The 13,616-nt window shown below is 66.3% G+C and carries 11 protein-coding genes; 4 read left to right on the top strand and 7 right to left on the bottom strand.

The features are described from left to right. Nucleotides 1–60: 60 nt before the first annotated feature. The 4 genes from U5A65_RS39195 (at nucleotide 61) to U5A65_RS39180 (ending at nucleotide 3,801) form a co-directional block, all read left to right on the top strand. Nucleotides 61–1,308 carry a porin gene (locus U5A65_RS39195; RefSeq protein ID WP_321917346.1) on the top strand — a complete coding sequence of 416 codons (1,248 nt, stop codon included), beginning with the start codon at nucleotides 61–63 and terminating at the stop codon, nucleotides 1,306–1,308. A gap of 63 nt (nucleotides 1,309–1,371) precedes the next feature. Further along, a complete protein-coding gene (locus tag U5A65_RS39190; protein ID WP_321949567.1) occupies nucleotides 1,372–1,752 on the top strand; it encodes a BON domain-containing protein in 381 nt (126 codons plus the stop codon). A 217-nt stretch (nucleotides 1,753–1,969) separates the two neighbouring features. Next, nucleotides 1,970–2,737, top strand: a complete 768-nt coding sequence (locus U5A65_RS39185; protein WP_321917342.1) for a class II aldolase/adducin family protein — start codon at nucleotides 1,970–1,972, stop codon at nucleotides 2,735–2,737. A 170-nt stretch (nucleotides 2,738–2,907) separates the two neighbouring features. After that, a complete protein-coding gene (locus U5A65_RS39180) occupies nucleotides 2,908–3,801 on the top strand; it encodes a class I SAM-dependent methyltransferase (protein ID WP_415766428.1) in 894 nt (297 codons plus the stop codon). Between the two features lie 62 nt (nucleotides 3,802–3,863). On the opposite strand, the gene U5A65_RS39175 is transcribed toward U5A65_RS39180, so the two are convergent. From U5A65_RS39175 to U5A65_RS39145, 7 genes are all read right to left on the bottom strand, one after another. Further along, entirely contained in the window at nucleotides 3,864–4,778 is a 915-nt protein-coding gene (locus U5A65_RS39175; protein ID WP_321949566.1) for an ABC transporter ATP-binding protein, read from the bottom strand. Nucleotides 4,779–4,855: 77 nt separating this feature from the next. Then, nucleotides 4,856–5,827: an ABC transporter permease gene (locus tag U5A65_RS39170; RefSeq protein WP_321949565.1), complete on the bottom strand. Its 972-nt coding sequence runs from the start codon at nucleotides 5,825–5,827 to the stop codon at nucleotides 4,856–4,858. An 81-nt stretch (nucleotides 5,828–5,908) separates the two neighbouring features. Then, a complete protein-coding gene (locus U5A65_RS39165) occupies nucleotides 5,909–6,967 on the bottom strand; it encodes an ABC transporter substrate-binding protein (protein WP_321917334.1) in 1,059 nt (352 codons plus the stop codon). Between the two features lie 56 nt (nucleotides 6,968–7,023). After that, the gene (atzF, locus tag U5A65_RS39160) at nucleotides 7,024–8,508 is read right to left on the bottom strand and encodes an allophanate hydrolase (RefSeq protein WP_321917332.1); all 1,485 of its coding nucleotides are present in this window, start codon (nucleotides 8,506–8,508) and stop codon (nucleotides 7,024–7,026) included. Next, the gene (uca, locus tag U5A65_RS39155) at nucleotides 8,499–12,137 is read right to left on the bottom strand and encodes an urea carboxylase (protein WP_321949564.1); all 3,639 of its coding nucleotides are present in this window, start codon (nucleotides 12,135–12,137) and stop codon (nucleotides 8,499–8,501) included. Before uca ends, atzF begins: the two co-directional genes overlap by 10 nt. Nucleotides 12,138–12,139: 2 nt before the next feature. Continuing rightward, a complete protein-coding gene (locus U5A65_RS39150; protein ID WP_321949563.1) occupies nucleotides 12,140–12,793 on the bottom strand; it encodes an urea amidolyase associated protein UAAP2 in 654 nt (217 codons plus the stop codon). 16 nt (nucleotides 12,794–12,809) lie between these two features. Then, entirely contained in the window at nucleotides 12,810–13,589 is a 780-nt protein-coding gene (locus U5A65_RS39145; protein ID WP_321949562.1) for an urea amidolyase associated protein UAAP1, read from the bottom strand. Nucleotides 13,590–13,616: the final 27 nt, after the last annotated feature.

Raw genomic sequence — 13,616 nt, 5'->3', positions numbered from 1 at the left:
TCGCCGTGCGCGTGACCACCGCCACTTTTGCAGTTTCTGACCAACCCAAAGAGCCTATAAATGTCAGCAAGCAGCCTTCGGCCCCATTCCGCCGCACACAATACGGGACCCCACTCGAAACCGACGCGCTTCGCGCTCGCCGCGCGCCGCGCCGGCATGGCTGCCGCGCTTTGCGCCGCGAGCCAGGCCGCTTCGGCGCAGATGCCGTCGAACCTGTTCTTCACCGACTACTTCCAGGGCGTGCCGTACGCGAGCACGGGCGCCTATACGCCGGGCATCTCGCTCTATGGCGTCGTGGACAACGCGATCGGCTTCACGAAGGGCGCGCAGACCGCGTTCGTGCAGCAAAGCGGCGGCGAGTGGACCTCGAAGTTCGGCATGTATGGGGTCGAGGACCTCGGCGGCGGCTACCGCGTGCGCTTCGCCCTTGAAAACGGCTTCGATGCATCGAACGGGTCGCTCGGCACGTCGAACACCATGTTCAACCGTGAAGCGTGGATCGCGCTCGGCTCGGCGAAAACGGGCGAGGTGAAGTTCGGTTTGCAGGACGCCGTTGGCGTGCCGCTCTTCATCGACGTGTTCGGCGAGGTGCTGTCGGTTTCGACGGTCGCCTATCTGGCCGGCTGGACCTATGACCTCGGCCCAGGCGCCAGCTACCAGCCGCTGCACATCTCGAACGCGGTGAGCTACTCGTCGCCGTGGTATGGCCCGTTCAATGCCCAGGCGCTGATCCAGATGCACAGCGCGGACTCGACCGCGCCGACGCTGACCAACCGCTCCATCGCCGTGAACTACTTTGACGGCCATCTGTTCGGCACGGTCAGCTATTTCGGCAACTACGCGGTGAACGGGCTCAACCCGTCGCAATACGTGCGCACCGACAACATCTCGGGCGGCCTGCTGTACGACGCCGGTCACTACGTGCTTTCCGCGGGCTACAGCTTCCTCGCGCCGCGTCTTGAAGGCGACCGTGTGTCGTCGACCTATACGCTCGGCGCCATCTACCGCTACCTGAAGCGCAACGACTTCCGCGCCGAAGTGGTGTATCGCACCGTTGGCGGCTGGGTCGACCACTCGTACGGCGTGACGCTCGGCTACGACTACAACCTCTCCAAACGCACGGCGCTCTATGTGCGCGGCTCGGTGATCCACAATATCGGCACCGCGCCCACCTATAGCCACTACCCGTATCCGTACACGCAGCAGCCTACGCTCGACAACGTGAGCAACGCCTATTCGACCTCGAACGGAACGCAGTTCTACAAGACGCCGCACGTCGTGCTGATCGGCATGTATCACAAGTTCTAAGCGTGCTCACGCACGACGATTCGAGCACCACGACACATGATCCATTGACTGGGGAGAAACGACATGACGATTCGCCATTCCGTGCGGCTTGCCGCCGCCCTGCTGTTCGCCGTTTGCGCGAGCGTGCATGCGCAAGGCGGCAGCGCCGCCTCGAGCGCTTCCACCGCGACAGCGTCGCCCGTTGCGGCCGCGTCTGCGCCAACCGACAAGCAGCTCGCTGCAAACGTGCGCCAGGCGCTGCGCGCCGCGCGCAAGCAGGGACTGAAGTCGACCTATATCCGCGTGCGCGCGCATGACGGCGTTGTCACGCTGAGCGGCGTGGTCGCGAACGAGAATCAGATCTCGCTCGCCACTTCGGTGGCGCAGGGCGTGAGCGGCGTGCGCACCGTGAACAGCAAGATCGAAGTCCGCGGCAGCGCGGGCGCGCCCATGGGCAACCAGTAAGCGCCTCGATGCGCGGCGCATGGCGCCGCGCATCGTTTCAGGCATTGAGCATTTCAGCGCTTCAGAGCATGAGCGGCTTGTCGACTAGCCGACAGTTGCTGCGCCCGATTTGAGCGATCATTCGTCTACGCCTGCGCTGCGTGCCGTGCCCGGACAGGATGTACGGCCATGGGGCGTCACCGAAGCTGTTCAGACCGATTGATTGAGGAGACTCGATATGGCCGCATCTGATCTCAGCCTGAAGCATGCCGTAACCGCCGCCGAGTGGGACGCGCGCGTCAATCTCGCGGCGGCGTACCGTTTGACCGCGCTGTTCGGATGGGACGACCTCGTGTTTACCCATATCTCCGCGCGCGTACCCGGACCCGAGCACCATTTCCTGATCAACCCATACGGGATGATGTTCGACGAGATCACCGCGTCTTCGCTCGTCAAGATCGACCTGGCAGGCCGCAAGGTGTCCGACTCGCCGTACGACATCAATCCGGCCGGCTTCACGATTCACAGCGCAGTGCACGAGGCGCGCGACGACGCGCTGTGCGTGATGCACACGCATTCGGTCAACGGCGTGGCCGTATCGGCCCAGGAAGCGGGACTGCTGCCCCTCTCCCAGCAGTCGCTTGGCGTGCTCGCCTCGCTCGGCTATCACGACTACGAAGGCATCGCCCTCAACGAAGAGGAGAAGCCCCGGCTGGTGCGCGACCTCGGCAACAACACCAATCTGATGCTGCGCAACCACGGGCTCCTGACCGTTGGCGCTACGCCGGCGGACGCGTTCGTCGCGATGTACTTCTTCGAAGCGGCGTGCATGATTCAGGTCCGCGCACAGGCGGGGGGCTCGAAGCTTCGGCCGATCGCCCAGCCGATTCTCGACGGCATCCGGCAGCAGATCGCCACCGTGACGCGGGGTGTCAGCCCGGGCGCGCTCGCCTGGCCTGGGCTGCTTCGCCGGCTCGACCGGCACAATCCCGGATACGCGGCATAGTGCCCATGAGCCGGGGGCGGGCGCATCGTCACACGAATGCGTGAAGCCCTCACGACGATGGCGCGAGGCGTGCAAGACACCACGGCAATGATGCTAAACATTGGGCTGGCCAGCGCAGGCGCACGTATCCGGGTATCGTGTGGACTATCCACAACCTGCACCCCTCGCCCATGATTCCGGTCCAACGTCATCGAGTGTTCACACGTCTTGCGCTAAAACGCACTGCGGCCATTGCCACAGCGTCTCTCGCGCTCTTCGCAGCCGGATGTGCGACGTCCAGCCAGCAGGCCGGACACGGCGCACAGACGCAAGCTGCGGCCGCCACTTCACTCGATGCCGCGATCGCCGGTCCCCAGCGTAGCGAGCGGGCCAAAGCGCGCGACGTCTATCGACATCCGAAGGAGACGCTGCAGTTCTTCGGCGTCGAGCCCACGCAAACGGTGCTCGAAATCGCACCGGGCGGCGGCTGGTACACGGACATCCTGGCGCCGTGGCTGCACGCTGGCGGCCATCTCTACGAGGCGCAATATGTCAGCACGTCGGCGGAACTGGCCGCCGAAGACCGCGACACCGACGCCGCCTTCCTGCGCAAGCTCGCAGCAGCCCCGGCGCTTTATGGCAACGTCAAGGTCGGCGCCTTGCGCGCAGGCGAATTCACGGGCTTCGAGGCGCAAGGCCAGTTCGACGAGGTGCTCACGTTCCGCAACATCCACAACTGGATCAAGGACGGCCAGATCGACGACAACCTGCGCGCGTTCTATGTCGCACTGAAACCCGGCGGCGTGCTTGGCGTCGAGGAGCATCGCGCGCGGCGAGGCACGACCGTGCAGCAGATGATCGATACCGGCTACGTGACCGAAGCGTACGTGATCGAGCATGCGCAGAGCGCGGGCTTCGTGCTGGCCGCACGCAGCGAGATCAACGCGAATCCGAAGGACACCAAGGATTATCCGCACGGCGTCTGGTCGCTGCCGCCCACCTACGAGGGCGGCGACGCGGACCGCGCGCGCTATGCCGAGATCGGCGAATCGGATCGCATGACGCTGAGGTTCATCAAGCCATAACGCCCTTGCCGAGCGCCGACGCTGCACGCGGCTTCAGGCATACATGCCTGCACCGGCACGGCTCACTCCACCGTGTCGTTCACATCGGTCAAGCGAATCATGTGCGGGCGCACGCGGGCCTCGTCCTCGGGTTCCACCTGCGCCGGCGGATGAATCAGCGCGTCGAGGCGCGCGCGCGTGGCGAGGAACTCCGGCGTGTTGAACTGTGCGTAGCCACGCGGACGCGGCACCGGCACCTCGATCAACTCCTGCACCTGCCCCGGATGCGCCTTCAGCACGAGGATACGGTCCGCCAGGTAGATCGCTTCGTCGAGGTCGTGCGTGATGAAGAAAATCGTAATGTCGACGTTGCGCCAGATATCGAGCAAATGCGCCTGCATCTTCGCGCGCGTTTGCGCGTCGAGCGCGCCGAATGGTTCGTCCATCAACAGGATGCCGGGCCGATTCGCGAGCGCGCGTGCAATCGCCACGCGCTGCTTCATGCCGCCGGAAAGCTGGTGCGGATACGCGTTGGCGAACGGCTCCAGCCCGACGAGGTCGAGCCATTGCAGCGCCTCGCGCTCGGCCTGGGCCTTGCCCTGCCCATTCATACGCAATCCGAACATCACGTTCTTCTTCACCGTGAGCCACGGAAAAAGCGTATAGCCCTGAAACACCATGCCGCGGTCGGCGCCTGGGCCGCTCACTGTCTTGCCGTTCACGCGGACCTCGCCCGATGTTTGCGCTTCGAGGCCCGCGAGAATCCGGATCAGCGTGGACTTGCCGCAGCCCGAAGGCCCGATCACGCACACGAACTCGCGCCGGTGCGTGGTGAAGCTCACATCGGCGAGCGCCGTGTGCTCGCCCTGCGGCGTGACGAACCGCTTCGTGAGATTGCGCACTTCCAGGATCGGCTCGCGCGCTTTCAGTTTTTCGAAGCGCGCGCGCACCGCCTCGGACTGAAGGAGATAGTCGGGAACGGTTTGCGGATTGAACATGATGCGGTCCTTGATGATCCAGAATGCGTTTCGAAATGCGTGTCGTTGCGCACACATGCAGGCGATTGCGCCGCGCGTCAGGCCTTGAGCGTGCGATCCCACGGAAACAGCTTGCGGCCGAGGAATGCCAGCACGAGATCGGTGCCGAGGCCAATGATGCCGATCATCATGATCGCCGCGTAGACGTTGTCGAAGTGCTGATAACGCGCCTGCTGCGTGATGTACCACGTGATGCCCGAGCTCGTGCCAACGAGTTCCGCGACGATCAGGTAGGTCCACGCCCAGCCGAGCAAAATGCGCTGGTCGCGATAGAGATCGGGGAGAATGCCGGGCACCACAACGTGCGTGAGCAGTTTCAGCCGCGTGGTGCCGAGCGTCATCGCCGCTTCGAGCAGGCCATATTCGAGCTTGCGCGTGGTGTTGGCGATGATGAGCACCTGCTGGAACAGCGTACCGATCACGATAATGGCGATCTTCGGCGCGTCGTAAATCCCGAGCACGGCCACCATCAGCGCGCCGAACGCGGGCGCCGGCAAATAGCGGAAGAACTCGAAGAACGGCTCCTGCAGCCGTGCGAGCACGCTATAGGTGCCGCACACAATGCCGAGCGGCACGCCAATCAGCGACGAGAACACAAAGCCCCAGAAGATGATCTGCACACTGTGCCAGAGGCTCTGATGCAGCCACACGCCGTCCTGAGCGACGGGCGGTGTCGTGAACGCGGTATAGAACGCGCGCAGCACTTCGTGCGGCGCGGGCAGATACACCGGGTTCGCGGGCATGCCCGCCGGCAGCGCGGCGTGGGTTTCGCGCGCATGGTCGAGTTCGTCGGCGAACACGGCCTTGTCGACACGCATGCCGGGCTGGAAATAGTCCACGCTGCCCGGCTGCGTGATCAACACTTGCGGATGCCAGACGAACGGCACATAGCTCACGAGACACCACACGAGCACCGGCAACAGAAACGAGCCGATGCCCAACATCCACTTGCCGCGCGGCGAAAGCTCGCGGCGTACGGCAAACCATCCGGTCTGGCTGATTTCGGCCATGATGTTCTCCTTGACGTTCTGCTGCCAGGGCCTGTTCACGCTGATTTCACGTCGAGAACAGGCCATGTATGACTCGCTGCCTTACTTCAGTGCGCTCGTGAGGGAGGGGTCCACATACGTGTTCACGTCCTGCGAGGTCTTGTAGACCTGGTACTTCACGTTGAACGCGTCGGCGACATGGCTCGATCCGTAGAGCGAGCCGAATCCGTCGGCTTTTACGTAGGCGTGTTGCGCCTCGGGCAGCGTGAGCAGCTTCGTGCCCTTGAGCAGCGGCAGATACTGCGCCGGCGTGAGGCCCACGCGCGCGGCCATGATCTTCACGGCGTCGGGTTGCGTGGCCGGGTCGTCGATGTACTTCACCACGCGGTACCAGACCTTAGCGAGCTTTTCGTAGTCGGCCTTGTGCGCGGCGAGGCTCACAGGGTTCACGGCAAGCACGTCGTAGATGAGGCCCGGCTCGTCGGCGGAGGTGAACACGGGCCGCGCACCCGGCACCGCGCGCTGCGCTTCGCCCGCGTTCGGCTGCCATGCTGCGATGGCCGAGACGTCGGAAGAAGCCAGCACTTGCGGCGTTTCGTTGGTCTTCGCGTTCACGAGCGTGACTTCGCCCTCCTTCATCCCTGCGCGCTGGAGCGCGTCGAGCAACAAGAGGTGATCGACCACGCCGAACTCCACGCCGATCTTCTTGCCCTTGAGGTCCTGGATCTTGCGTGCGGGCGGCTTGGCGATGACCATGTCGTTGCCGTTCGAGTAGTCGGTGATGAGCGCCATCACGTTCTTCGCGCCGTTCGCGCCCATCGTGAGCGCATCGCCGTTGGTGACGAGCACGGCGTCGAGTTTGTTGGCCGCGAAGGCGTCCATCGAGGCCGCGTAGTCGAACCAGTCGAATTTCACGTCGAGGCCCGCTTCCTTGAACCAGCCCTTGTCGATAGCCACCTGCCACGCCACCCAGCCCGGCCAGTCGCTGTAGCCGATGCGCAGCGGCGCGGCGGCCGCGGCCTGTACGCCGGCCGCGAACAGGCCCGTGGCCAGTGTGAGCGCGCTGGCGGCGCGCAGCGCCCAACGGCGCAGCGGTGCGGCAGATGTTGCGTGGCGTGCGTTGTCTGCGTGGGTTGCGAACGGAACGTGCGTCATCTTCATGGCGAATCTCCAGGAGTGAAAGTGCAACGGTTTTCTTGACGTAATGGCGTGGGGTTTCATGCTTCGGCGCTCCCGCTTGCGCTATGCGACCCTGCCTCGGCCAGCGCCGCGCGACACGCGTGCGAGCCGCCCTGAGCGCTGATGCCGGGGGCGTGCGCCAGCGCGGCGCGCTCGCCCAGCCACGCGCGGGCCAGGTCGAGCAGGTACGCGTCGTCGTGTGCGCGCGCAACGAACGTGATGCCGAATGGTTTGCCCGTGTGCGGACCGCTTGCGCACACGCCCGCTGGCACGGCGAGCGCGCTCAAGTCGAGCAGGTTCACGAAGTTGGTGTAGTAGCCGAAGCGCGCATTCACGCCAATGGGGTCCGCTTCGAGTTCGGCGATTGTGGATGTGGTGGGTGAAGTCGGCGTGACGAGCGCGTCGATCCGCGGCCACACGCGCTCGCTTTCCATGCGCAGCGCCGCGAGACGGTCGAACGCCGCGAAGGTGTCGGCCGCGCTCCAGCGCATTGCACCGCCCACGATCTCGCGCGTGACAGCATGCAGCGCTTCGGGCTGCGCCTCGAAGAACGGCCGGATGGCGGCAAGGCGCTCGGCCACGAACGGGCCTTCGTAGAGCAGCCGCGCCGTGGCGAGGAACGGCTCGAAATCGATCTCCACGAGTTCGGCGCCGGCCGCGCGCAGCTTCGCGAGCGCCGCGTCGAACGCCGCCGCATAGGAAGCGTCGCCATAGAAGCTCAGCTGTGCCGCACGCGGCACGCCGAAGCGCACGCCGGCAAGTGTTGCGCGCTCGCGACCGGTTGGCTGCCAGGCGCGTGCATACGGGTCGTCCTCGGTTACGCCGCGCGCGCACTCGAACACGCGCTGCGCGTCGTTCGCCGAGTGCGCGAAGATCGAAACGCAATCGAGCGAGCGGCACGCGGGCACCACGCCCTGCGTGCTCAGCACGCCCTTGGTCGGCTTGAGACCCACGAGACCATGAAACGCCGCCGGCACGCGGCCCGAGCCCGCCGTGTCGGTACCCAGCGAGAACGCGGCGAGGCCGAGCGCCACGGCCACGGCCGAGCCCGAACTGGAACCGCCCGAGGCGTACTCCGGGTCCAGCGCGTTGCGGCACGCGCCGTAGGGCGAGCGCTGGCCCGAGAGGCCCGTGGCAAACTGGTCGAGGTTGGTCTTGCCCACGGGAATCGCGCCCGCGGCGATCAGGCGCTCGACCACGGGCGCGCTGCGCTCCGGCATATACGCATAAGCGGGGCATCCGGCCGTGGTCGGCACGCCCGCGAGGTCGATGTTGTCCTTGATCGCGAACGGCACGCCGTAGAGCGGCAGCGTGGCGGGATCACGTTGCGACAGCGCGTCGGCGTAACGCATCATCTCGTCGCGCGTGAGCGCACGGATCCATACGCGATGCGGATCGTCGCCGCCGGTGCGCGCGGCAATGCGTTCGACGAGTTGCGCCGGCGTGAGGCTGCCGTCCAGGTAGCGCGCGCGCAGCGCCGCGAGGGTCATGGGCAGGTCGTCGTTATGCGGATTCATTGGCATGCGGCCTCCTCGCCGCTCACGGCGGTTGCTTGTGCGGGATCGCCCGATGCTTCGGACGCCACACGGATCACCATCAAACGCTGCCCCGCCACCACGGCGTCGCCGGCCGCGCAATCCAGCGCGTCGATCACGCCGGCCGCGCTTGCGGTCACGGTCACTTCCATCTTCATCGATTCGAGGATGGCCAGGTCCTGGCCCTCTTCGACGCGCTCACCCTCGGCGACGAGCAGCTTCCACACGCTGCCCGATACGTCGGCGCCAATCGCGCGGCAGTCGTCGGCCAGGGCTTCGGCGGCGCGTGCGGCGCCGGCTGCTTCGTCTGCTGCGCCTTCGGCGACGTACTCGGCCTGACCCGCTTCGCGCCAGCGCTCGCGTTCGGCCTCGAACGAGGCTTGCTGCGTGGTCTTGAACGCGGCGATCGAGGCCGCTTCGTCGTGCAGGAAGCGCTCGTACTCGCCGAGGTCGAACACCGATTCCTCGATGCGCAGGCTGCGCCGCCCCGCGAGAAACTCGCTGCGCCACTCCGCGAGTTCGGCCTCGCTCACCTCGAAGAAGCGGATTTCGTCGAAGAAGCGCAGCAGCCACGGCTTGCCCGGCGCGAACTCGGTTGTCGTGCGATAGCGGTTCCACATCTGCACGGTGCGGCCCACGAACTGATAGCCACCGGGGCCCTCCATGCCGTACACGCACATGTACGCGCCGCCAATGCCCACGGCGTTCTCGGGCGTCCACGTGCGCGCCGGGTTGTACTTGGTGGTGACGAGCCGGTGACGCGGATCGACGGGCGTCGCCACAGGTGCGCCGAGATAGACGTCGCCGAGGCCGAGCACGAGGTAGCGCGCGTCGAACACGATGCGCTTCACGTCGTCGATGCTCGCAAGACCGTTGATACGGCGAATGAACTCGATATTGCTCGGACACCACGGGGCGTCGGGACGCACGGACTGCATGTAGCGCTCGATGGCCACGCGGGTGGACGGGTCGTCCCACGAGAGCGGCAGGTGCACGATGCGATTCGGCACGCGCATGGCATCGACGGCTGGCAGCATTGCTTCGGCATCCTGCAGATGTGCGATCAGCGTGTCGAGCGTGAGCACGGCGGGGTCGAAATGCACCTGCAGCGAACGGATGCCCGGCGTGAGATCGACGATGCCGGGCAGGCGGTGCGCTTCGAGCCAGTTCATCAGCGCATGCACCCGGAAGCGCAGCTTCAGGTCGAGCACGGAAGGGCCGTATTCGATCAGCAGGTTGCGGTCGCCCGAGCGGCGATAGACCACGCCCACGCCCACGCCCACGCCCTCGCCCGCCTGTTCGTCGCGATAGAGCACGCACTCGTGCGCGCTGCCGGTCGCAGCGGCACCAGCAGCGGGCACGAACCGAACCGTATCGCCGGGGCGCAGTTGCCCGAGCTTCCACAGTTCCTCGCCGATCACCGTGACCGGGCACACGAAGCCGCCCAGGCTAGGGCCGTCCGGGCCGAGAATCACCGGCATGTCGCCCGTGAAGTCCACGGCGCCGATCGCATAGGCGTTGTCGTGGATGTTGGAGGGATGCAGGCCGGCCTCGCCGCCGTCCGCACGCGCCCACTGCGGCTTCGGGCCGATCAGGCGCACCCCTGTGCGGCTGGAGTTGTAGTGCACGGTCCAGCGCGCTTCGTAGAGCATTGCAATGTCGTCGCGCGTGAGGAAGTCCGGCGCGCCGTGCGGTCCGTCGAGCACCGCCAGTTCCCATTCGTGGGTAAGCGCCGGCACGCGCTGCGCCGCGAGCCGTGCGCCCACTTCGGTCGCCGCGCCCCTGCCCGCCCCTGGGGCGAGATGGAGCACATCGCCCTTGCGCAGCGCGCGGCCCGCGTGGCCGCCGAACTGGCCGAGCGTGAAGGTCGCCTTGCTGCCGAGATAGTCGGGCACCTGCAAGCCGCCCTTCACCGCGAGGCATGCGCGCACACCCGCGCCCGTCACGCCGCCGAGCTTGAGCACCATACCCGCGCTCGCGCGCACCACCTGCCAGTACGGCACCGGCTCGCGGTCCAGCGTGGCCGCAAGCGGCGCGCCGCCCAGCACGAACAGCGTTTCCGTGTTGAAGCGCAGCGTCGCGCCCACCATCGTGAACTCGAGCCCCGCTGCGTCGGGCGCGTTGCCGAGCAGTTCGTTGGCCAGGTTGAACGACCGGTCGTCCATCGGGCCGGAGGGCGGCACGCCCACGTCCCAGTAGCCGAGGCGGCCCGGCGTCTGCTGCACGGTGGTTTGCACGCCGCCGTCGAGCACGTCGATCGTATGCGGCGCGAACAGAAAGCGGCCGAGAAAGCCCGTGGTCTGCTCGCCCGCCACGAACGTTGCGCACCCAACGATCGCGCGCAGATAGTCGAGGTTTGTTTCGATGCCGTAAAGCTGCGTGTGCGCGAGCGCGTCGCCGAGTTTCGCGAGCGCCGCGTCGCGCGTTGCGCCGGTGGCGATGATCTTCGCGAGCAGCGGATCGTAGAACGCGCTGACTTCGGTGCCCGCGTCGATCCACGTGTCCACGCGCGCTCCGGCGGGAAACGCTACGTGCGTGAGCAGGCCCGAACTCGGCTGGAACTGGCGGTTCGGATCTTCGGCGTAGACGCGCACCTGGATGCTCGCCGCGCGCGGGGCGAGCGTATCGGCGGGTGCGAGCGCGTCGAGCGGCGCAAGCGTGCCTTCGGCCTGGCGGATCATCCATTCCACGAGGTCGATGCCGTACACCTCTTCCGTCACGCCGTGCTCCACCTGAAGCCGCGTGTTCACTTCGAGGAAATAGAACGCGCGGGTTTGCGTGTCGAACACGAACTCCACCGTGCCCGCGCTCGCATAGCTCACCGCTTTCGCGAGGCGCACGGCCGTGCCGTGCAATGCGCGGCGTTCGTCGTCGGTCAGGCCCGGCGCGGGCGTTTCCTCGATCACCTTCTGGTTGCGCCGCTGCACCGAGCAGTCGCGCTCGCCGAGCGAGATCACGTTGCCCCGGCCGTCGCCGAACACCTGCACTTCGATATGGCGCGCATGCTCGACGAACTTTTCCAGGTACACGCCCGCGTTAGCGAAGTTGCTTTCGCCAAGCCGCACAACCGAGGCGAACGCGGCTTCGAGCTGCGCGGCGTCGCGGCACAGCGACATGCCGATACCGCCGCCGCCCGCCGTGCTCTTGAGCATTACGGGGTAGCCAAGCGTGAGCGCTGCTTCGAGCGCCGCCGCCACGTCGGGCAGCAGACCCGTGCCAGGCAGCAGCGCGACTTCGTTGGCGCGCGCGATGTCGCGCGCCGTGTGCTTGAGGCCGAAGGCCGTCATCTGCTCGGCGCGCGGGCCGATGAAGGCGATGCCTGCTCGCTCGCAAGCCCCCGCGAACGCGGCGTTCTCGGAGAGAAAGCCATAGCCCGGATGCACGGCCTGGGCGCCGGTGCGTTGCGCCGCCGCGAGAATGGCCTCGGCGTTCAGATAGCTCTGCGCAACGGGCGCAGGCCCGATGCAAACGGCTTCATCCGCGAGCATGACGTGCATGGCGTGGCGATCCGCTTCGGAATACACGGCGACGGATGCGATGCCCAGACGCTTGAGCGTGCGGATCACGCGGCACGCAATCTCGCCGCGGTTGGCAATGAGAACCTTGTCGAACGCCATCGTCATGCCCCCCATACGAGCAGACGCACGGGCGTCGGGTTATAGCCGTTGCACGGATTGTTCAGCTGCGGGCAGTTCGAGATCAGCACCGTCACGTCCTGCTCCGCGCGCACTTCCACGTATTTGCCGGGCGCGGAGATGCCGTCTTCGAACGTGAGCTTGCCAAGCGGCGTAACGGGCACGTTCATGAAGAAGTTGATGTTGCTGACGATATCGCGCTTGCCCAGCCGCGCGCCCACGCCGCACGTGCAGTGCGCAAGCGCGTTGAGGTAGCTGTCGCGGCAGCTGTGCATGTGGCGTTTTTCGAGCGCGTAGCGCACGGTGTTGCTCTCGGCCGCGCAGGCGCCGCCAAGCGTGTCGTGGCGGCCGCACGTATCGGCGACGATGGTGAGCAACGGCGCACCGCGGTTCGACATGAGCACGCTGCCCGCGCTCAGATAAAGGTTGCGCTGCGCACGAATGGTGTCCTGCGCGCTGTAGCGTTCGGTGGGATCGGCGCTGCTGTAGAACAGCGTGTCCACGGCCTGGTTGCCTTCGAGGTCGACGATGCGCAGCGTTTCGCCGCGCTTCATGTCGTGCATCCACGGCTCGCCCGCAGGCAGAGTGAAATCGGTATGGGCATTGCGCTCGTCGAGCGCGCTTTCGATGATCGGCATGACAGATCCTTTGCGCTCAGGCGAACAGACGGTCGGTGTTGATGAAGCCGCGCTCGTTTTCGGCGCAGGCCGTGCGGCACAGGTCGTCGGCGCTGGCGGCCGCGTCCGCCGCGTAGGCGCGCCAGGCAACGAGCTTCACCGGCTTCGGCCTGTACTCGCCGTGCGGATCGAGCGGGTGTGGGGCCGTTGAAAACGCCGCGAGCGTGTTCATCTCGAAGCGCAGGTCGAACGCCGCGCCCGCCTGCGAGTGGCGTGGCACGAATTCGAGCGAGCCGTCCTCGCCCACGGCCACCTTGCTGAAGAAGTTGACGTTGGCCACGAGATCGCGCGCGCCCAAGCCGTATTTCGCGAGTTCGAGCACGAGGCTGTCGCGGCCGTTGCGGATCATGTCGTTTCGGTGTGCCTGGTAGCGCCGCTCGCCATACTTGCGCATGGAGAGCGTCGCGTCACCCACCCCGCCGAGGGGGTCGTGCCAGCCGAGCGTATCCGCGGTAATCGAGGCGATCACGCGGCCCATGTCGGTATAAAGCGCATGGCCGCGCGTGAGATGGGCCGTGTGCTGCGCCTTGAGCGTGTCGGCCATGTTGTAGCGTTCCAGCGGATCTTCCTGGCGGTGGAACACGGCGGCGAGATTCGCGCCGCCTTCGAGGTCGATCACGCGCAACGCAAGTCCACGGCGCAGGATGCCCGACCAATGCGCGCCGGCGGGAATCACGGTTTCCCACAGCACGTCCACGGGTGGCAAGGCGGTTGGCAGGTCAGGCTGCGCGCAGGCAGAAGAGAAGCGGGTCGGCATGGAGGCTCCGGTTTGCGAAGGGAAAAA

It is taken from the genome of Paraburkholderia sp. J10-1, assembly GCF_905220165.1.
In the GTDB taxonomy this organism is placed as follows: domain Bacteria; phylum Pseudomonadota; class Gammaproteobacteria; order Burkholderiales; family Burkholderiaceae; genus Paraburkholderia.
The sequence above is the reverse complement of the archived record's forward strand: the minus strand, read 5'-3'. Positions and strand labels throughout refer to the sequence as shown.